A 17,967-nucleotide genomic window follows, 5' to 3' on the forward strand; every position below is an offset into this window, starting at 1 on the left:
CTGCAGGTGTGGCGTCTTTTGCCCTCGTTGTGGCAAAAGTGTGCGCTCATTGTGCGTGAGGCGGCGCACATAATCCAGTATTCACGACGATAATTATTGCAATTGCTGTTGCCTTTCGGCCTGACGATCCCAGACCAGTGCGCCGCCGATGAACAGCGCGACGCCCGCCAGCCCCAGCGCAGGCTCCAGTCGGTGCGTGAGCCACGTCGACAACGCCGACGTTACCGGGCCAATCAACTGACCGATGGCATAACCAGTAGTAAGCAGTCCCGCCATGTAGCGCGTGTGATCTGGAGCCAGCTCGCGCCCATAAAGTAAAGAGAGCTGAACGGCACACAAGAACCCGCCCCCAACGAGCAAGCCGCCGGTCAGTAACCCGCCAATCCCCGGCAACAGCCAGGCTGCCAGTACGCCGGCCCCCTGCAACCACAATACGATAGCCAGCCTGCGGTTTGAGGTTGAGGTGTGGCGTAAAACGATGCTGAGCGCAATGCCCGCCACGGCGGCAATACCAAATATCGGCCAGACAAACTGGGCAAACAGACTGCCGGGAAAACGCACGGCCGCCATTTGCGATAAAAAGGTCGCCGGAAGGATATAGCCAAACCCGGCCAGGCTGTAGCTCCAGACCAGGCGCTTTAAATTCTTCGTCAGGACGAGCGGTTCCGGTGCGCTGCCCGGCCGGTGAAGTTGACCCGCACGCGGCAGATACCGGGCCACCAGCGCGATAAGCACCAGCGCCAGTACGCCGTAGATTTGCCATGCTGCACCGGCGGAGAGCGCCTTAGCCTGGATATAGACGGCGAGCAGCCCGCTGAGCGCAATACCTGCACCTGGCCCGGCAAATACCGCGGCGCTGAGACCCGGTTTCCCCAGTTGTCCCAGCCGCTCGTTGGTCCAGGCGGCAATCAGCACCATCGACCAGCCGCTCATGCAGCCAATCACAAAGCGCAGCAGGCCATGTACCACGGCGTTATCGGCCGCAGCGGAAAGCAGCGTCAGCGCAACCGCACCAAAAATACCCAACCAGAGGCGTGTTTCAACGAAGCGGTGCGCACGCATTGCATCCCATGCTCCCACCAGATAGCCCAGATAGTTCATCGCCGCCACCAGGCCCGCGCTGGTGAGCGTGAGTTGCCCGGCAGCAATCATTAGCGGCACCTGAGGGGTAAAAGCAAAGCGCCCTATCCCCATTGCTACCACCAGAACCACAAACCCACTGAGCGCGATACGCAGCGCCATGACCGCTCCAATTGTTAAAGAAAAGTTAATTTATGATGCCGCATCTTACCGTCCTGCGAAAGTGAAAGTTACTCACAGGTAAATGAAAACTCTGTATTATGGGCCGAGTGAATAGCAATTCGTATTAAGGAGCCCTGCATGGAACTGCTCGAAGAGCATCGTTGTTTTGAAGGTCGACAGCAGCGCTGGCGGCACGACTCCAGCGTACTGAACTGTGCCATGACGTTCAGCATTTTTTTGCCGCCAACTGAAACGGGCGTAAAGCCACCCGTGCTGTTCTGGCTGTCCGGTTTAACCTGTACCGACGAAAACTTCACCACCAAAGCGGGCGCGCAGCGTATTGCGGCTGAACTGGGGATTGCGCTGGTCATGCCTGACACCAGCCCGCGTGGCGATGATGTCGCCGATGATGCCGGGTACGATCTGGGCAAAGGCGCCGGATTCTACCTGAATGCGACAGAGCAGCCCTGGGCACGTCATTACCGCATGTATGATTACATTCGTGACGAACTGCCTGCGCTGGTTCAGGCCGAATTTGAGGTAAGCGACCGCTGCGCCATTAGCGGACACTCCATGGGTGGACACGGCGCGTTGATAATGGCGCTGAAAAATCCGGGAAAATACACCAGCGTGTCGGCATTTGCCCCGATTGTGAACCCCACCCAGGTGCCATGGGGTCAGAAAGCCTTCACCCATTATCTGGGCAGTGACACGGATAAATGGCAGGCGTGGGACAGCTGTGCGCTGATGCTGGCCAGCAACACGGGGGACGCCATCCCGACGCTGATCGATCAGGGCGATGCGGATCAGTTCCTCGCCGGTCAGCTACAACCTGCGGTGCTGGCCGAAGCGGCACGCCAGAAGGACTGGCCGCTGACGCTGCGTATCCAGCCAGGGTATGACCACAGCTATTACTTTATGGCGTCATTTATTGAAGATCATCTCCGCTTCCATGCGGCGCATCTGTTTAAGTAAGTTCCTCCCTTCTTGCCCGGAGGCGCTCCGTCTGCCGGGCCTCAAAACCCTATCCCTTTGAATAAAAGCCAGTTTCACCAACCAACATCAAAACACAAATGATTTCGATTATCATTTGTGTTTACAATTTCACATTCTTTTGTACAATTCCAGGCTCTTCTCCATCACAAAGAGTTCTTACAAGACAAATACATACAGTTCTCAGGGTTACCCGATGGAGTGTTTTTCTTTTTGATATGGAATGTTCAAATGACAATACCACGCGTTACGTTACTGGCTGTTGCCATCAGCGCCGCCATGCTCTCCCCTCTTGCTCACGCAGCCGACCCGGATACCGTGGTGGTGACCGCCACGGGTTTTGAGCAAAAAATCCAGAATGCCCCGGCCTCTATCTCCGTCATTTCAAAGCAGCAGATTGAAGACAAGGCTTACCGCGATGTGACCGATGCGCTAAAAGATGTCCCGGGCGTCGTCGTCACGGGCGGCGGAAGCAGCAGCGATATCAGCATTCGCGGCATGGCGTCCCAATACACCTTGTTCCTGGTCAATGGCAAGCGCGTCAGCACACGCAGCACGCGCCCGAACAGCGATAACTCGGGCATTGAGCAAGGCTGGCTACCGCCGCTGGAGTCTATCGAGCGCATCGAAGTGATCCGCGGGCCCATGTCATCGCTCTATGGCTCAGATGCAATGGGCGGCGTAATCAACATCATTACCAAAAAAGTCTCGAATACCAAAGCCTGGACCGGATCGTTACACGGCGATGCCACGTTCCAGGAGAACCATGATTCCGGGGATATCTTCCAGACCAACGCCTACGCTTCCGGCCCGTTAATTGACGGACTGCTCGGTGCAAAAGTGACAGGCCTCCTCTCACGTCGCGCGGAAGATCAGATCCTGAACGGTTTCAATGAGCAGAAAATGCGTAACGGCGGGGTCACGCTGAACTTTACCCCGGACGAGCAGAACGATTTTGACCTCGATTTTGCCCGCGAACTTCAGGACCGAAACAGCACGCCTGGCAAGTCGAAAGCGACTGAAACCTGCCGCGGGACAACCTGCACGCCAAACAGCAAAAGCGAAACCCGCTACGAACATACGACCTATTCCCTTACCCACAGCGGTTACTACAGCGACTTCAACACCACCAGCTACATCCAGCAGGAAGAGACCAATAACCCGGTTCGCAAAATGCGTTCGTATAACACCACTTTCAACAACCAGAACCAGATCTTCCTCGGCGACCATACCCTGACCCTCGGCGGTCAATATCGCTATGAGAAGCTGCGTGACAACGGTAACCAGCTTGAGGCGGCGGACGGGCTCAACAAACTGACGCGCTGGAGCTGGGCGCTGTTTGCTGAAGATGAGTGGGCGATGACCGATAGCTTCACGGCGACCGGTGGTCTGCGTATGGATAAAGACCAGAACTATGGCACCAACTGGACGCCTCGCGGTTATGGGGTGTGGCACCTTGCAGAACAGTGGACGTTAAAAGGGGGCGTTTCTGCCGGTTACCGTGCACCGGATCTGCGTCAGTCCTCCGCCAGCTGGGGCCAGGCAACGGGCGGCGGTCGGCTGGATGGCATGATCGTGGGTAACCCGGACCTCAAGCCGGAGAAGAGCCTGAGCGAAGAGATCGCCCTGCTCTGGGATAACAATCACAGTCTTAACGCTGGCATTACGCTGTTCAATACCGACTTCAAAAACAAAATCACTGAAGTACGCCGCTGTAACAGCAGTGCCGACCCTGCCTGTACGATTGGCGGCCATGCCTACGATTTTGTCAGCGACCGGGTCAACGTCGACAAAGCCAACATGCGCGGAGTGGAATCCACCTTCGGCTGGAAAATCACCCAGGATGTTAACTGGACGGCTAATTACACCTATACCGAATCCGAGCAGAAGAGCGGTCAGTTCTCCGGTAAGCCACTAAATAAAATGCCTAAGCATATGTTCAACACCACGCTGGACTGGCAGGCCACGCAGGATGTGGGCTTCTGGAGCCGCCTGAACTTCCGCGGCAAATCTTCTGAGTATCTCAGCCGAACCTCAATGTCACAGGGCACACCGTCTTACACGCAGGTTGATGTGGGTCTGCGTTATAACGCCAACAAGAACCTGCTGGTAACCGCAGGCGTGTATAACGTGCTGGATAAACAGATTGATTACGAGACTTACGATACCGTACTTGATGGCCGCCGTTACACTGTCGGCATGACCTACAGCTTCTGATCGCCAATAAAAAAGCCCGCTCAACCGAGCGGGCTAAAGAGAGGAAGTGCGGTTATTGTTTTACGCGTCCCGGAAATTCCATTTCACTGTAGCGAACAAAGCGCGTCCCCTTCGTCAGTTTGTAACCAAACCAGATTATCAGGAACAGCGGAATACCGATGTAGGTCGCCGTTACACCACCCCAGTCGATACGGTCCGCAAGGAACGCTTCATAGTTCTGTCCCAGCGTAATAATCAGGCACAGAATGAAGGCGAAAATAGGCCCCAGCGGGAAGAACCCTGAGCGATACGGCAGGTCATTGATGTCATGACCTTGCATAACGTAACCGCGACGGAAGCGATAGTGGCTGATAGCAATCCCGAGCCAGGCGATAAAGCCCGTCATACCGGACGTATTGAGCAGCCACAGGTACACCGTCTGGTTGCCAAACATGGAGGTCAGGAAGCACAGACCGGCAATCACCGTTGTGGCATACAGGGCGTTACGCGGTACGCCGCCACGGGACAGCTTAGAAAAGATGCGTGGCGCTTTGCCGTCGCATGCCAGGGTATAGAGCATACGGGTAGACGCATACATGCCGGAGTTACCCGCTGAGAGCACGGCGGTCAGGATAACGGCGTTCATCACCGCCGCGGCGGAGAGCAGACCGGCATGCTGGAAGACCAGCGTGAACGGGCTAACGCTGATGTCTTTCACATCATTGCGCAGCAGGCTTGGATCGGTGTAAGGAATGATCAGGCTGATAATCAAAATCGCAAACACATAGAACAGCAGGATACGCCAGAATACCTGACGCACCGCGCGTGGAATGTTCTTCTCCGGGTTCTCGGATTCACCGGCAGCAATCCCGATCAGCTCGGTTCCCTGGAAGGAGAAGCCGACAATCATCGCCACGCCAATCATGGCCGAGAATCCACCCGCAAATGGCGCATCGCCAATGCTCCAGTTACTCCATCCTGCAGGTTGAGCGCCTTTGAAAATACCAACGATCATCGCCACACCGACGACGATAAAGATGATGACGGTTGCCACTTTGATCAAAGAGAACCAGTATTCCGCTTCGCCAAAACCACGCACGGAGATGTAGTTGAGCAGGAAGATCACCGCCAGGAACAGCGCACTCCAGATCCAGCCTGGCGTGTCCGGGAACCACCAGTTCATCACCAGCTGTGCGGCGACCAGGTCAACGGCGATAGTAACGGCCCAGTTGTACCAGTAGTTCCAGCCCAGCGCGAAGCCGAAGCCTTCTTCAACGTATTTTTGACCGTAGGTCGAAAACGAACCGGATACCGGCATGTACGCCGCCAGTTCGCCCAGACTGGTCATCAGGAAGTACACCATCAGGCCAATCAGGATATAAGAGAAAAGTGCCCCACCTGGGCCGGCTGCCGAAATTGTTGCGCCAGAGGCAACAAAAAGACCTGTACCGATTGAACCGCCGATAGCGATCATCGTCAGGTGACGCGCCTTAAGTTCGCGACGTAGCGCGGGCGCTTCTGTGGTTTTAATTTCTGAAACCATGTGAAAATGCTGTCCCTTCAACAAATGAGGCGCGATTGTAGCAGACGATACGCGTTCCTTCCGGCAGAAATGCTCAGTTATAAGAGAGCTTCATGACTCGGCCAGGATTATAAGTAAAGCACGCATCTGCATCTCCCCTCTCCCAACGGAGAGAGGATCCGCATTGCGGGTTTACATGTCGCAATAGCGCAGAAAACGCTGCAGCGAGCTGGAAAGGTGTTTCTGACGATGATGAATGCACCACAGCGTGCGCACCAGTTTAGGCAACGGGAGCGGTATTTCGACCAGCGTGCCGGCCTCAAGCTGTTCAGCAATCACCCGCCGGGAGAGACAGCTGATGCCCAGCCCATGACGGACCGCGTGTTTGATGGCTTCCGAGTTGCCCAGCTCCATACTCAGCCGGAAATGCGGCAGGTGGGAGAGCAGCAGGTAATCGACAATTTCACGGGTACCGGAGCCCTGTTCCCGGAGGATCCACTGCGCCTGAGCCAGCCGTTCCAGCGTCACTTCACCCTGTAATAAAGAAGAGGCAGGCGAGGCGAACACCACCAGCTCATCTTCCAGCCAGGGTTCAGCAATGATATCGACATTGTGACACGGCCCTTCAATCAAACCAATGTCCACGCGGAAATCGATCACCGCATTGATGACATCCTGGCTATTGCCAACGCTCATCTCCAGCGGCAGGGTCGGGAAATCCCGGCGATAGCGGGCAATCACTTCCGGCAGAATGTAATTACCGATCGTACTGCTGGCGTAAACGCGGATGGCCCCGTTCTCTTCGCGGAACAATTGTTCGATTTCAGTCGCCTGCTCCAGCAGTGCCAGCGCGCGCGGGTACAGCAGGCGGCCATGTTCATTGACGACCAGCCGTTTCCCCACTCTGTCGAAAAGCTGAACCCCCAGTTGCCCTTCCAGATCGGTCAGGGCCGCGCTGACCGCGGACTGGGACAACGCCAGCATTTGCGAGGCCTGCGTCGTCGACCCGCTTTTCAGCACTTCGGCAAAAACTTCCAGCTGACGCAACGTAATGTGCATGGTCACTTACCACTTATATAGATTGATTATAAGTATATAATCAATTTTATTTTTAAGCCACAACGCCGTAACCTTTTAGCCAGATAAAGGAGAAGGTTATGTCAGAACACACCTTACAGCATCAACGTACATTGTGGCACTTCGTGCCGGGTCTTGCGCTCAGCGCGGTGGTAACTGGCGTAGCGTTATGGGGCGGCAGTATTCCGGCCGTCGCCGGGGCAGGTTTTAGTGCCTTAACGCTGGCAATATTGCTCGGCATGGTGGTGGGAAATACCGTTTACCCCCATATCTGGAAGTCCTGTGATGGCGGGGTTATTTTCGCCAAACAGCATCTGCTGCGCCTCGGGATTATCCTTTACGGCTTCCGCCTGACCTTTTCACAGATTGCGGATGTCGGCGTCAGCGGGATCGCTATTGACGTCCTGACCCTGACCAGCACCTTTTTACTGGCCTGCTTTATTGGCCAGAAAGTGTTTGGGTTGGATAAACAAACCAGCTGGCTGATTGGTGCCGGCAGCAGCATCTGCGGGGCTGCCGCGGTACTGGCAACCGAGCCTGTCGTTAAGGCAGAATCCAGCAAAGTGACGGTTGCCGTCGCGACCGTGGTTATTTTCGGTACGCTGGCGATTTTCCTCTACCCGGCCATGTACCCGCTGGTTGCGCACTGGTTTAGCCCGGAGACCTACGGCATTTATATTGGTTCAACCATGCATGAAGTGGCTCAGGTGGTGGCGGCGGGTCACGCCATTAATCCGGATGCGGAAAATGCCGCGGTCATTGCCAAAATGCTGCGCGTCATGATGCTGGCTCCGTTCCTGATTATCCTGGCCGCTCGCGTAAAACAACTCGCGCCGGCAGGCAGTAGCCAGAAGAGTAAAATCACCATTCCGTGGTTTGCGATTCTTTTCATCGTGGTGGCGGTATTTAACTCCTTCCACCTGCTGCCGAAAGCCGTGGTGGATATGCTGGTCACGCTTGATACCGTCCTGCTGGCGATGGCGATGGCGGCGCTCGGGGTCACGACACACGTTAGCGCGCTGAAAAAAGCAGGTGCAAAACCGCTGCTGATGGCGCTGGTACTCTTCATCTGGCTGATCGTTGGCGGCGGTGCGATTAACCTCGCGGTACATAGCCTGATGGCATAAACCACTTCATCCTTCTCCTGTTAACCCGCTATCATACGTATTTCGGGTTAACAGGAGTCCCTTTATGAAATATGTTGGAGCGCACGTCAGCGCTGCAGGTGGCCTTGCGAATGCCGCCATTCGCGCCGCCGAAATTGAGGCGACCGCTTTCGCCCTGTTCACCAAGAACCAGCGCCAGTGGCGCGCCGCCCCGCTCACCTCTGAAGTGATTGATGATTTCAAAGCCGCCTGTGAGAAATACCACTACGGGCCGGGTCAAATCCTTCCCCACGACAGCTATCTCATTAACCTCGGCCATCCCGTGCAGGAGGCGCTGGAGAAATCCCGCGAGGCTTTTCTTGATGAAGTGCAGCGCTGCGAGCAGCTTGGACTGACGCTGTTGAACTTCCATCCGGGAAGTCATCTGATGCAGATTGACGAAGATGCCTGTCTGGCGCGCATTGCCGAATCCATCAACATCACGCTGGATAAAACCCAGGGCGTGACGGCGGTCATCGAGAACACCGCCGGTCAGGGCAGTAACCTCGGCTTTAAGTTCGAACATCTGGCGGCCATTATTGACGGCGTGGAGGATAAATCCCGCGTGGGCGTATGTATTGATACCTGCCATGCCTTTGCCGCGGGTTACGATCTGCGAACGCTTGATGAGACGAAAAAGACCTTCGATGAGTTTGAACGCATTGTGGGCTTCAAGTATCTGCGCGGAATGCACTTGAACGATGCGAAAAGCGCGTTTGGCAGTCGCGTGGACCGCCATCACAGCCTCGGTGAAGGCAATATCGGCCACGATGTGTTCCGCTTTATTATGCAGGATGCCCGTTTCGACGGTATCCCGATGGTGCTGGAAACCATTAATCCGGACATCTGGGCAGAAGAGATTGCCTGGCTGAAGGCACAGCAAACCGCTGAACAGGCGGCATAAAAAAAGCCGGGTCGCATAAGCACCCGGCTTTTTTATTGTTTTACCGCTTACGCCGCTTTCGCGACCCCTTCCGCTTCCGGACGTTTCAGCACCGCGTAAGAGAGACCTGCCACCAGCGTACCGGCCACAATCGCCAGCAGATAACCCAGCACTGGCGTGATTGCACCAGGGATCAGCAGCACGAACAGACCGCCATGTGGTGCCATCAGTTTCGCGCCAACCGCCATGGAGATAGCACCGGTTACCGCGCCCCCCACGATACAGCATGGCAGCACGCGCATTGGGTCACGCGCCGCGAACGGAATTGCCCCTTCGGTGATAAAGCACAGGCCAAGTACAAGGGCGGCTTTCCCCCCTTCCTGCTGCGCTTTGTCGAACTTACGACGTGCAATGATGGTTGCCAGGCCAAGAGCCAATGGTGGCACCATACCGGCCGCCATAATCGCTGCCATTGGCGCGTAGGTCTGGGTACTCAGCAGGCCAACACCGAATGCGTATGCTGCTTTGTTCACCGGGCCACCCATGTCGGTACACATCATGCCACCGAGAATAGCTCCCAGCAGTACCGCATTCGCAGTACCCATGGTTTGCAGCCAGTGGGTCAGACCCGCCAGGATACCCGCTACCGGTTTACCGATGAGGTAAATCATCGCCAGGCCCACCACCAGGCTGGAAATCAACGGGATGATCAGAATCGGTTTCAGCGCTTCCATACTCTGCGGCAGTTTCAGCTTCGAGCTGATAAGCTTCGCAACGTAACCCGCCAGGAAACCGGCAATGATACCGCCGATAAAGCCAGAACCGGTGCTCACCGCCAGCATACCGCCGATAAGACCCGGCGTCAGGCCCGGACGGTCAGCGATGGAGAAGGCGATAAAGCCTGCCAGCACCGGCACCATCAGGGCAAACGCGGAACCACCACCAATCTGCATCAGGGCAGCAGCCAGCGTGCCTTCTTCTTTAAACGCGGTAATACCAAACGCGAACGAGAGGGCAATACACAGACCGCCCGCCACCACCATCGGCAGCATATAAGACACGCCGGTCAGCAGATGGCGATAGGCGCCAGCTGACTCTTTCTTACCTTCCGTCGCAGTTTGCGTGGACCCCGTTGCCTGATACGGCTTCGCTTCCACCAGCGCTTTATCAAACTCCTGAGCGGTCTTTTTCAGCGCCAGGCCCGTTGACGTGCGGTACATCGGCTTACCGGCAAATTTCGCCAGGTCCACTTCGATGTCAGCCGCAACCATCACCAGATCGGCTTCAGCCACCTCTTCAGGGGTGATTGCGTTGCCCGCACCAACGGATCCACGTGTTTCAACTTTTACCCACCAGCCGCGTTTTTTCGCTTCGGTTTCAATGGCTTCAGCCGCCATAAAGGTATGAGCCACGCCCGTCGGGCAGGCCGTGATCGCCACGATACGTTTTGGTCCGGACGCGGCAACCGGCGCCGCGACCGGTGCGCTGTAAACAGACGCATGACCTTTCGCTTCGCTCAGGAAAAGTTCCGGGTGTGCCACCGCGCGATTGATGTCGCCCAGCCACACTTTTTTGCCATTCAGCGCACTGTCAGCGGGAATTTTATCCCCCAGAACAATCACCATTTCGGCGTCGCCCGGGTTATCCGTCATCTCAAGATGTGCTTTGTTCGCCGCCGCTCCCAGCAAGGTCTTCGCCATATAGGCGCGAGCCTGTCCGAGACCGGAGTCAATGATCAGCAGCGTTTTCATTATTCCTCTCCTGCTGTTAGTTAAAAGGTTTTAAGTCAACGCGCGCCATCATCGCGGCTAACTGGGTACGATCGGTAATACCGACATTGCTCTGGCTAACGGCCAGGGCAGCAACGGCGGTGGCAAGACGTAAAGTATGTTCACTGGATTCACGCATCAGCAGGCCATAAATCAGACCGCCAACCATTGAATCCCCTGCGCCAACGGTGCTGACAACGTCAACCGATGGCGGTTTGGCGATCCATTCGCCAGAAGCGTTAACCCACAGCGCCCCTTCTGCACCAAGAGAGATAACCACGTGAGCGATACCCTGCTCGCGCAGCGCATGGGCAGCGTCAATCACATCTTTTAATTCTGGCAGCTTACGGCCAGCCCAGATCTCCAGTTCGCGGCGATTCGGCTTCACCAGCCACGGCGAGGCTTTCAGGCCGGCGACCAGCGCGTCACGGCTGCTGTCAAAAATAATGCATGGGCACTGGCTTCGCAGACGCGTCATCCAGTCGGTGAACGCTTCAGGGCTCACGCCGGACGGCAGGCTGCCGCTGACGCAGACCATGTCGAACTGACCAAGCCAGGTCAGAGAGTCGTTCACGAAGCGCTCCCAGTCTGACGGAGTCACCTCGAAGCCTGAGAAGTTCAGATCGGTCACTTCGCCGTCTTTCTCCGTCAGCTTGACGTTGATACGGGTACGGCCCTGAACAACCTGAAAACGATTAGCAATCCCCAGTTCGCTGAACAGCTGCTGGAAACCATCCTGGTTATCTTTACCGAGGAATCCGCCCACGGTGACATCGATACCGAGATCCTTGAGCACTTTCGCGACGTTAATCCCTTTACCTGCAGCATGCAGGCCAGTGGTACGCACGAGGTTTACTTCGCCGCGCTCAATCTCCGGGCAAAACCCCACCAGGTCGTATGCCGGGTTCAGCGTAATAGTCGCAACACGTCTGCTCATTATGCGCCCTCCCCCAGACCTGCCGCGATGGCGTCGCCAATCGCTTTCAGCGCCTGTTCAGCATCAGCACCCTGTGCGGTAAAGCGCAGACGGTGACCTTTCTTCACGCCCAGCGCGACAACTTTCATCAGGCTACGGCCGTTGGCCGGTTTGCCCGTGCCATCAAGGTTAGTCACGGTAATCTCACTTTCGAATTGTTTAATGGTATTCACCAGCATGGTGCCAGGACGGGCATGCAGGCCGTGCTCGTTACGCACTACAAACTCAGCGGTCAGCACGTCATCAGTCAGCACATCATCGCTGGTCAGCAGCGCCAGCAGCGTGCTTGCGTCAGCGTTCAGCAGTTTTTCAGCCTTGTCATTCAGCAGCAGATCGCCAAGACGTTTTAGCGCGGAAACCGGCTGTTCATCGGTCATCGCGACGGTGACCAGCATCGCAGCGTGCGCGCCCTCAACGTCAAACGCGTTGGCCGCGCGGCTCACCGCGATAGCGCTGCGCAGGTTGCCTTCAGCACTGTCGTTCAGCCAGATACCTTGTCCCAGGTTCAGCGGCTTCTCATTGATAACGCGCGTGATAAAGGACGCGTCTACCGCACCGGCTTCTTTCAGACGGCCTGCGTTCAGCGCCTGCAGCGTGACCAGATCGCTCGCCACAACATCCAGGGTCAATGTTTCATTATCCAGTTTCAGCGCTTCACTCTGTTTTTCGCCCATCAGCAACGCGCGCAGCTCTTCCGCCGTCGTCGCGGACTTCAGCTGTTCAGCCACCGAATCATCGCTCAGCACATGCGTCAGCTGACGCAGCAGGCCCAGGTGCTCGTCGCTGCTGGCAGCGATACCGATTGCCACGTAAGCAACCTGACCGTCGCCCCACACCACACCCTGAGGGAACTGATAAACCTGAACGCCGGTTTTCAGCACCTGATCGCGGGTGTCCGTTGTACCGTGCGGAATGGCGATGCCATTGCCGAGGAAAGTGGAGGTCTGCTGCTCGCGCGCCAGCATGCCGTTAACGTAGCCGTCCGCGACATTACCCGCCTGCACAAGGGCAGCGGCAACCTGGCGAATGGCCTCTTCTTTGTTCCCGGCCTGAGCGCCCGGGTGGATATCCTGAACAGATAACTGGAACATGGTTCTCCTCTCCTGCTGAACTTGAATCGTTTCAGCTTAAATGAGAAAAAATGCGCTAGCCTGCTCCGTTTGTTAAAACAAGATAGCGCTGAAACGTTTCAAAAAGTCTTGCGCTTTCTGCTTAACCTTGCAAGAAAAGTTACAAATGGCGATGCAGAATTTAGAGATACAGCACATTTCTTCTTCGCTCAGCTGAATCTTGCTGACGTTCAGCAAGTCAGTTTCAGCTAAGTTCAGCCCGAGCCTGTTAATTGAAATGGCATTTTGATTTTTCGTGGCGAAATTGACCGCAGTACCTGTTTATTTTCTGACAAGCGTCGTACACTCCGCGTCTCTTTATGACTTGCTGATACTGAAAGTATGCATAACACCCCTGCCGCCGCCTCGCCAAAACCCTTTGATTTGACGTCCACGGCGTTTTTGATTGTTGCCTTCCTTACCGGCATTGCCGGGGCGTTACAGACGCCCACGCTGAGCCTGTTTCTGACCAATGAAGTCCACGCCCGTCCGGCAATGGTTGGCTTCTTTTTTACCGGCAGTGCCATCATCGGCATTCTGGTGAGTCAGTTTCTGGCGGGGCGTTCCGACAGAAAAGGCGATCGTAAAAGTCTGATCGTCTTTTGCTGCCTTCTCGGGGTGTTTGCCTGCGTGTTGTTTGCTTTTAACCGCAACTATTTCATCCTGCTGTTCGTGGGGGTGTTCCTGAGCAGCTTCGGTTCCACGGCGAACCCGCAGATGTTCGCCCTCGCCCGCGAGCACGCCGACCATACCGGTCGTGAAGCGGTGATGTTCAGCTCTATTCTGCGTGCCCAGGTGTCGCTGGCATGGGTCATTGGCCCGCCGCTGGCGTATGCCCTGGCGATGGGGTTTGGCTTTACGGTGATGTACCTGAGTGCGGCTGTCGCGTTTGTGGTGTGCGGCACCATGGTGTGGTTCTTCCTGCCGTCGATGCGCAAAGAGCCCAAAGTGGCTTCAGGCGTACTGGAAGCCCCGCGCCGTAACCGTCGTGATGCGCTGCTCCTGTTTGTTATCTGTACGTTGATGTGGGGAACAAACAGCCTTTATATTATCAACATGCCGCTGTTTATTATTGATGAGCTGCATCTGCCAGAGAAGCTGGCGGGCATTATGATGGGAACCGCGGCCGGGCTTGAGATCCCGACCATGCTGATCGCGGGCTATTACGCGAAGCGTTTCGGAAAGCGTTTTTTAATGCGCATCGCGGCTGTCGCAGGACTGCTGTTCTATATCGGTATGCTGACGGTGCACACGCCAGGACTCTTGCTGGCATTGCAGCTTCTCAACGCCATTTATATCGGCATACTCGCCGGGATTGGCATGCTCTATTTCCAGGACCTGATGCCAGGCCAGGCAGGCTCCGCCACCACCCTTTATACCAATACCACTCGCGTGGGCTGGATTATTGCAGGCTCAATGGCCGGCATCGTGGCCGAGATCTGGAGCTATCACACGGTATTCTGGATTGCGCTGGTGATGTGTACGCTGACGATAGGGTGTCTGGCGCGAATTAAGGACGTTTAAGGGGCGGTGAGCGCTTCCAGCTCAAGAAGGTAGGTGATCGCCTGCGTGCGCGTGCTGCCGCACATCTCCGCGGACGGCTGAAGGCCGGAACAGACTTTCGGGCGCAGCGGGGAACCAAAGATCATGCACAGGTTATTTTCAGCAAGCTGCACACAGCGGGTATTGGCAGGTTTGCCTAATGAACCATTATTCATAGTTTATCAAAAACATTGTTCCATTAATATCTGGCTAATTTATCTATTATATACCACTCTAAGTTGATCGTATTGTATGTTACCCCACCTTTATTCAGATGTAACTTATTAATATATCGAAGTAAAGAAAGTAAACTTAATCAAACGTCTACACTGTATAGATCTTAAATTTCAAATCTATATCAACTTCTTACAACTACTTTCGGCGGTCTTAATATTTCACTCTTCATAGGAAAAATCGTTTGTATGGAAGAAAAAATTCGAGAACTAAAAAAAACAAATACAAAATGGAGCATTTAATAATTTTACATATAATGTGAAAGCATAAATAAAATATACATTCATCCACCATCCACGCAACGCCACAAAAAAATAAAATGATAAATAGTGAATTTGGGTTTGAAGACTATCAATGAAGGTGGCAAAAAAATCACCACCTTATAAGGTATTACTAAGGTATCACTTATAAATGTCAGCGTTAATAGTCTTATGCTCCTCTTTCCCTTCCTTCGAAGTAATAACGTAGTACTTTCCACCCTTACTATCTACCTTTTGGGAAAGATCATCGTCAGACATTGTAAAACCATCTTCAGTTACTGATAACGTTCCAATTTTGGTGTATTTACTTGCATTTTCCGCATCAATTTCCTCAGCAGCAAATACAGTAGAATTAAACAATACTATAATACAACACAAATATTTTGAGAGTTTCATTCGATTACTCCAAGAATTTTAGAAGCATGTAATATTTTCATATAAGAAGAATCGATAACTTTTACGAATTACGGGTAAGATCAAACAATTCTTAATCAACTGAAAATAATACCTGTACAGTATTAGATTCAGTAATTTTAAATGTTAGCTATAAGTGCTACTATGTCAAGACGCACCTAAAGAATCACATTATATAATCGAAAAATCTGATCGAGATCACGCATAGTTTGTTTATTAAAATTTTCCTAGAAAAAAACTAGATGTATGTTACTTTAATATTTGTATAGGATATGAATAAAAAAAGGATAAGATATATCATGCATGATATATGATGTAAATTTCACGATTTCTCTAAATCTTAAAGGCCGCGAACATGCAAAAACATTCTATACTGATAAAATTAACCATCCTAATTATTGTATATGTGGTTTTTCCGTTAGGAACAACTTCTTATGCTGCCATCTCTGATGCAAAAATAAGCAATCCGATTTATTCAGAAAACAATGATTCAGTATATTTAAAATTTATCAATAACGACAATCTAAATATTGATGCGACTACGCCGAAGTTATTTGTCTCATTTCCAGACGGCGCTGAACGAGAGGTGGTAGTTGATACTGGCTCCACAGGCTTAGTAATTTCAGCTTCTGCAATACCAAATGCAAGTAAGCTATCACCTAGGCCAGGTAAAATCACGTACAACAGTTCCGGACGTATTATGATTGGATCTTGGCTCAATACAACTGTTACTATTGGTGATGGGGATAAATACATTTCTACGAATATTATCCCAGTATTGGCTGTTAACGAAATCCAGTGCCTTGCTCTTGCAAGAAATTGTAAACCTGAACTAAACCCTGAGCATGTATCAATGATGGGCATCGGTTTTGATCGAGAAAGTAGCTTGCAGAGCGAAAGTACTCCAAACACAAATCCTCTTTTAAACACAAATTCAGGAAGCAATAATGGTTATAAACTTACGCGCAACGGCATATATGTTGGAATTAATAAGGATATTGCCGAAGGGTTCTCATTTATTAAATTACAACCTTCAAAAGAAAATAAACATGAATGGATAGCACCGCCAGCATGTATCAAAATAACTGGTTGGCAAGGGTATCAGTGTGGTACGGTCCTTATTGACACAGGAGTAAAAAGTATGTTTTTAACAATACCAAACTACACTTTAAATGGTGGACAATTACCTAACGGAACAACATTAGATATTAAACTAGCAGATGGAATAGAATATGAAATTAAAATTGGGGGGCACAAAAGAAACACTTCTCCTAAAGAAATATTTTTAAACACAACTAGGCAACATATATTCGTTAATACAGGATTCAATTTTTTAAATGGATATGACATTTTGTATGATTATGAAAATGGTTATTTTGGATACAAAGAGAATATATCTCTTCCGTAAAATATCATTTAAAAAAATAATCACATGCAATAAAAAGAGAGATGATTGAAAATGAGTTTCGTATTCAAAACATATAGAAATGATATAACAAACCATACGATGACATTAGAATTCGAGAAAAATAATCGCATCCTATTATATATTGTCTCATTTTACCAAAACTATATTTTTAATATATTGTTTTTAAACAAACACCTTAAAAAGGTACTAAGCAATTTATATGTACATTTTCAACAAAAACCTTATTATTCATAGTCCAACAGCTCATTTAAGATAGAGCGAGGGTTATTTACAAATCGACGAGTCACAATGTAATGATCAGTATTCTCAAGTTTAGTTTCTTCGATCCCATCTTCACTAAAATGCAAGATCTTCGAATCTGGATATGACATTAGTATAGGAGAATGGGTTGCTATTATAAATTGTGAATTGCTCTGAGCCAAACGATGAATATGAGCAAGCGCAGCCATTTGTCTGGTAGGTGATAAAGCTGCCTCAGGTTCATCTAGAATATATAGGCCATTTGGTGAAAAGCGATTCAGTAATAATGACATAAATGATTCCCCGTGCGATTGTTCATGTAGGGAACGTCCTCCATAGGCTCCTTGCACACCTAAACTATCAATCTCAGTTGCAACATTATAAAAACTTTCTGCTCTGAGAAAGAATCCATCTTTTGGTCGCCTAACTCCTCTGACCAGTCGAATTGCATGATGAAGTGAAGAATGACTTTCATTTGAATGAAAATTAAAATTACGTGACCCTCCCTCTGCATTATATCCTGCCGCTACTGCAATGGCTTCAATCAAAGTTGATTTTCCACTACCATTCTCTCCCATTAAAAAAGTTACCCTCGGATGCAGATCCAAGCAATGAAAATTTTTCAAAGCTGGAATGTTATAGGGGTATTGATTCCTTTCATAATCTGTAATTCTTTCTTTCAGTAATAATACTGCTCGGAGAAATTGTTCTAGAGTATGCATAATATAATACGAAACCTTCAGTTTATAACAAAGTGAACAAAAAATAAGGAAGCATAGCTTAATTTAGTCAACCTCTACTAATCATCAACATTTGATAATTAATTAAAATGCTAATAGGCCCGATATTCTTAGAACTTATCGAGATAAAGAACTAACTAAATTAACTTTGATATTAGACATATCAATTTGTATCGGAGTTCTAAATTAATTATTT

15 protein-coding genes are annotated in these 17,967 nt (G+C 51.6%); 6 read left to right on the forward strand and 9 right to left on the reverse strand.

Annotated elements, in window-relative coordinates; genetic code table 11:
* Positions 1-93: 93 nt before the first annotated feature.
* A complete protein-coding gene (locus AM379_RS00270; protein WP_032678574.1) occupies positions 94-1,242 on the reverse strand; it encodes a YbfB/YjiJ family MFS transporter in 1,149 nt (382 codons plus the stop codon).
* Between the two features lie 138 nt (positions 1,243-1,380).
* Here AM379_RS00270 and fghA point away from each other — a divergent pair, with 138 nt between their 5' ends.
* On the forward strand, positions 1,381-2,217 hold the full coding sequence (gene fghA, locus AM379_RS00275) for an S-formylglutathione hydrolase (RefSeq protein WP_014170912.1): 837 nt from the start codon (positions 1,381-1,383) through the stop codon (positions 2,215-2,217).
* Between the two features lie 249 nt (positions 2,218-2,466).
* Complete coding sequence (locus AM379_RS00280) at positions 2,467-4,452, forward strand: ligand-gated channel protein (RefSeq protein WP_106503353.1); 1,986 nt, start codon at positions 2,467-2,469, stop codon at positions 4,450-4,452.
* A 52-nt stretch (positions 4,453-4,504) separates the two neighbouring features.
* Here the strand turns inward: AM379_RS00280 and AM379_RS00285 are convergent, their stop codons facing one another.
* Positions 4,505-5,974, reverse strand: coding sequence for an amino acid permease (locus AM379_RS00285; RefSeq protein ID WP_020883191.1), 1,470 nt, complete (start codon positions 5,972-5,974; stop codon positions 4,505-4,507).
* Between the two features lie 171 nt (positions 5,975-6,145).
* Positions 6,146-7,012 carry a DNA-binding transcriptional regulator YeiE gene (yieE, locus tag AM379_RS00295; RefSeq protein ID WP_014170915.1) on the reverse strand — a complete coding sequence of 289 codons (867 nt, stop codon included), beginning with the start codon at positions 7,010-7,012 and terminating at the stop codon, positions 6,146-6,148.
* A gap of 98 nt (positions 7,013-7,110) precedes the next feature.
* On the opposite strand from yieE, the gene AM379_RS00300 reads away from it, so the two are divergent.
* Both AM379_RS00300 and nfo read left to right on the forward strand, forming a co-directional pair.
* The gene (locus AM379_RS00300) at positions 7,111-8,157 is read left to right on the forward strand and encodes a YeiH family protein (RefSeq protein WP_032678578.1); all 1,047 of its coding nucleotides are present in this window, start codon (positions 7,111-7,113) and stop codon (positions 8,155-8,157) included.
* A 64-nt stretch (positions 8,158-8,221) separates the two neighbouring features.
* Positions 8,222-9,079: a deoxyribonuclease IV gene (nfo, locus tag AM379_RS00305; protein ID WP_032678579.1), complete on the forward strand. Its 858-nt coding sequence runs from the start codon at positions 8,222-8,224 to the stop codon at positions 9,077-9,079.
* Between the two features lie 47 nt (positions 9,080-9,126).
* Here nfo and fruA read toward each other — a convergent pair whose 3' ends face one another.
* The 3 genes from fruA to fruB are packed head-to-tail and all read right to left on the reverse strand — an operon-like array spanning position 9,127 to position 12,894.
* Positions 9,127-10,809 carry a PTS fructose transporter subunit IIBC gene (gene fruA / locus AM379_RS00310; protein ID WP_025203638.1) on the reverse strand — a complete coding sequence of 561 codons (1,683 nt, stop codon included), beginning with the start codon at positions 10,807-10,809 and terminating at the stop codon, positions 9,127-9,129.
* Positions 10,810-10,825: 16 nt separating this feature from the next.
* On the reverse strand, positions 10,826-11,764 hold the full coding sequence (fruK, locus tag AM379_RS00315; protein ID WP_014170919.1) for a 1-phosphofructokinase: 939 nt from the start codon (positions 11,762-11,764) through the stop codon (positions 10,826-10,828).
* Positions 11,764-12,894 carry a fused PTS fructose transporter subunit IIA/HPr protein gene (fruB, locus tag AM379_RS00320; RefSeq protein WP_014170920.1) on the reverse strand — a complete coding sequence of 377 codons (1,131 nt, stop codon included), beginning with the start codon at positions 12,892-12,894 and terminating at the stop codon, positions 11,764-11,766. Before fruB ends, fruK begins: the two co-directional genes overlap by 1 nt.
* A gap of 360 nt (positions 12,895-13,254) precedes the next feature.
* Here fruB and setB point away from each other — a divergent pair, with 360 nt between their 5' ends.
* Positions 13,255-14,436, forward strand: a complete 1,182-nt coding sequence (setB, locus tag AM379_RS00330) for a sugar efflux transporter SetB (protein WP_014170922.1) — start codon at positions 13,255-13,257, stop codon at positions 14,434-14,436.
* On the opposite strand, the gene AM379_RS00335 is transcribed toward setB, so the two are convergent.
* Together AM379_RS00335 and AM379_RS00340 are read right to left on the reverse strand one after the other, a co-directional pair.
* Positions 14,433-14,630: a Fe-S-cluster oxidoreductase gene (locus AM379_RS00335; protein WP_106503354.1), complete on the reverse strand. Its 198-nt coding sequence runs from the start codon at positions 14,628-14,630 to the stop codon at positions 14,433-14,435. The two genes, setB and AM379_RS00335, sit on opposite strands and share 4 nt — an antisense overlap.
* A 459-nt stretch (positions 14,631-15,089) precedes the next feature.
* Entirely contained in the window at positions 15,090-15,344 is a 255-nt protein-coding gene (locus tag AM379_RS00340; protein ID WP_045143149.1) for a YdgH/BhsA/McbA-like domain containing protein, read from the reverse strand.
* Positions 15,345-15,717: 373 nt separating this feature from the next.
* On the opposite strand from AM379_RS00340, the gene AM379_RS24050 reads away from it, so the two are divergent.
* On the forward strand, positions 15,718-16,770 hold the full coding sequence (locus AM379_RS24050) for a hypothetical protein (protein WP_126028368.1): 1,053 nt from the start codon (positions 15,718-15,720) through the stop codon (positions 16,768-16,770).
* Positions 16,771-17,015: 245 nt separating this feature from the next.
* Here the strand turns inward: AM379_RS24050 and AM379_RS00350 are convergent, their stop codons facing one another.
* Positions 17,016-17,753: an AAA family ATPase gene (locus tag AM379_RS00350; RefSeq protein ID WP_072048473.1), complete on the reverse strand. Its 738-nt coding sequence runs from the start codon at positions 17,751-17,753 to the stop codon at positions 17,016-17,018.
* Positions 17,754-17,967: the final 214 nt, after the last annotated feature.

The organism is Enterobacter cloacae complex sp. FDA-CDC-AR_0132 (assembly GCF_003010695.1).
GTDB classification, from domain to species: Bacteria; Pseudomonadota; Gammaproteobacteria; order Enterobacterales; family Enterobacteriaceae; genus Enterobacter; species Enterobacter ludwigii.

Bases quoted from the DNA above. Each gene is read 5' to 3' on its own strand.
- AM379_RS00335 (WP_106503354.1), bottom strand. From the start codon at position 14,630: ATGAATAATGGTTCATTAGGCAAACCTGCCAATACCCGCTGTGTGCAG.
- AM379_RS00285 (WP_020883191.1), bottom strand. From the start codon at position 5,974: ATGGTTTCAGAAATTAAAACCACAGAAGCGCCCGCGCTACGTCGCGAA.
- setB (WP_014170922.1), top strand. From the start codon at position 13,255: ATGCATAACACCCCTGCCGCCGCCTCGCCAAAACCCTTTGATTTGACG.
- AM379_RS00300 (WP_032678578.1), top strand. From the start codon at position 7,111: ATGTCAGAACACACCTTACAGCATCAACGTACATTGTGGCACTTCGTG.
- fghA (WP_014170912.1), top strand. From the start codon at position 1,381: ATGGAACTGCTCGAAGAGCATCGTTGTTTTGAAGGTCGACAGCAGCGC.
- AM379_RS24050 (WP_126028368.1), top strand. From the start codon at position 15,718: ATGCAAAAACATTCTATACTGATAAAATTAACCATCCTAATTATTGTA.
- AM379_RS00340 (WP_045143149.1), bottom strand. From the start codon at position 15,344: ATGAAACTCTCAAAATATTTGTGTTGTATTATAGTATTGTTTAATTCT.
- fruB (WP_014170920.1), bottom strand. From the start codon at position 12,894: ATGTTCCAGTTATCTGTTCAGGATATCCACCCGGGCGCTCAGGCCGGG.
- yieE (WP_014170915.1), bottom strand. From the start codon at position 7,012: ATGCACATTACGTTGCGTCAGCTGGAAGTTTTTGCCGAAGTGCTGAAA.
- AM379_RS00350 (WP_072048473.1), bottom strand. From the start codon at position 17,753: ATGCATACTCTAGAACAATTTCTCCGAGCAGTATTATTACTGAAAGAA.
- fruA (WP_025203638.1), bottom strand. From the start codon at position 10,809: ATGAAAACGCTGCTGATCATTGACTCCGGTCTCGGACAGGCTCGCGCC.
- AM379_RS00270 (WP_032678574.1), bottom strand. From the start codon at position 1,242: ATGGCGCTGCGTATCGCGCTCAGTGGGTTTGTGGTTCTGGTGGTAGCA.
- fruK (WP_014170919.1), bottom strand. From the start codon at position 11,764: ATGAGCAGACGTGTTGCGACTATTACGCTGAACCCGGCATACGACCTG.
- AM379_RS00280 (WP_106503353.1), top strand. From the start codon at position 2,467: ATGACAATACCACGCGTTACGTTACTGGCTGTTGCCATCAGCGCCGCC.
- nfo (WP_032678579.1), top strand. From the start codon at position 8,222: ATGAAATATGTTGGAGCGCACGTCAGCGCTGCAGGTGGCCTTGCGAAT.